Below are 1565 nucleotides of genomic sequence, written 5' to 3'. Positions count from 1 at the left end.
CTGGCGCCCCGCCTCGGTGAGAAAGCCGGCGCGCAGCGAGTGCCCGGAGAACGCCTCGGCCGGATAGCCCGCCGCGGCCGCGGCCGCCTTGACCACCAGCGCCACGCCCTTGGTGCTCATCGGCTTGTCGGTAAGGCGTCCCTGCGGCGTCAGCTTGCGGAACACCGGCCCCTCGGTGATGCCCGCGATCGCGATCCACGCCTCGTAGTGGCGCACCGGCTCGAGCCTCGGCCCGTCGAGCACGGCCACGCCCTGGCCTTCGCCGAACTGGTCGGTCTTCGACGACGCGACTGTGATGGTCAGTCCTTCGCGGTCGCGGGTCACCCGGTCGACGGTGATCGCCACCAGCTCGGAGCGGCGGAACGCGCCGCCCATCCCGATCGCGAGCAGCGCGCGGTCGCGGTACGCGCGCAGGTCGTCGCCGGCGATCGAGCGGAGCATGTCGCGTAGGATGTCGCCGTCGGCCGCGCGCTTCTTGACCTTCTTCTCGCCGCGCTTGGTGCGCCGGATCTCGCCCATGACCAGGCCGAGGTCGCTGGCCCCGGGCTGCGACGTCGGCGGCTCGACCTTCGCCATACGGTGCGCGAACACGATCGCGGCGAGGCGTCGGTCGATGGTCGACCGCGTCAACGGCTTGGGCGTGCGCGGCGCGCGCAGCTTGCCCGTCTTGGTGCGGCGCTCGGCCGCGGGGGTGAAGCCGGTGGTGGCGAGTTCGCTCAGGAACGCCGCGACCGTCGCCGGCGATGCCGGCAGCGGCCGGTAGCGCCGCTCGAGGCACCAAGCGAGGAAGAGGTCCCAGTCGGACTTGTAGGCTTGGAGTGTCGCGTCGGCGCGGCCGCGCTTGGCAAAGCCCTCGACCCGCTCCTGATCGCTGGGTGCCAGCTCGGGCAGGTAGAGGTCCTGCGGCTCCGCGTGATCGAGGACGGTGAGCGCGCCGGTGATGATAGCGTCGAGGTCGGCCGAGCTGCCGGCGCCGTTCGACACGCGGTCGCGAGGTGGTCCATCGCCCGGATCGCCAGTCTCACCAGCCGTGACAGAAATCTCATCGTCGGTGACCATCGGCCGGTTCGTTCGTCATCGTGGGTGAGACTCGTTGCACGTGCGTGAGACTGGTCTCGCTTTTGGTGACAAATCCGTAGCCGAAATGCTGTCGGTTTCTCTGAAATAGTGGACATTTCGCCTTCGTTGGAGTGTTCCTGAAATAGTAGACTCGCAGCTTAAACATAGGACGATCCGGCTCATGCTTGAGCCGGAAAAAGCCGGTGCGAGGGAGTGCTCAGGTCCGCACGCGGGAGAGCACTCGGGCCGCAACGCCGCTCTGGGCCTGAAGCCGGCGGCCATAGCGCAGCGCCGTGGATGGCGACGACCAGCGCAGTGTCAGCGCGATGCCGGCGCCGTCCTCACCCGCCGCGAACAGGTCCTGCGTCAGTCCGACCCGCAGCGAGTGCGTGGAAAGCGCCGCGATTGCCGCTTCGAGTTCGCCGGCCGGCAGTTCGACTAATCCCGCCCGGGCGGCCGCGAGTGCGATCCGCCGATAAATGCCGGTAACACCCTGGCGCGTGAGG

At 69.1% G+C, this 1565-nt stretch carries 1 protein-coding gene and 1 pseudogene; both read right to left on the bottom strand.

What is annotated here, in order from left to right; all coding sequences use genetic code 11:
* On the bottom strand, nucleotides 1–984 hold a 984-nt coding region (locus ACH0AE_RS17835; RefSeq protein ID WP_406876169.1), incomplete at its 3' end, for a DNA recombinase.
* A 292-nt stretch (nucleotides 985–1276) separates the two neighbouring features.
* Nucleotides 1277–1565, bottom strand: a pseudogene (locus tag ACH0AE_RS17830) (integrase); the annotation flags it as partial.

It is taken from the genome of Sphingomonas sp. 179-A 2A2 NHS (assembly GCF_045371305.1).
Taxonomy (GTDB): domain Bacteria; phylum Pseudomonadota; class Alphaproteobacteria; order Sphingomonadales; family Sphingomonadaceae; genus Sphingomonas.
Note: the sequence above shows the minus strand (reverse complement) of the source record. Positions and strands in the feature narration are given on the sequence as shown.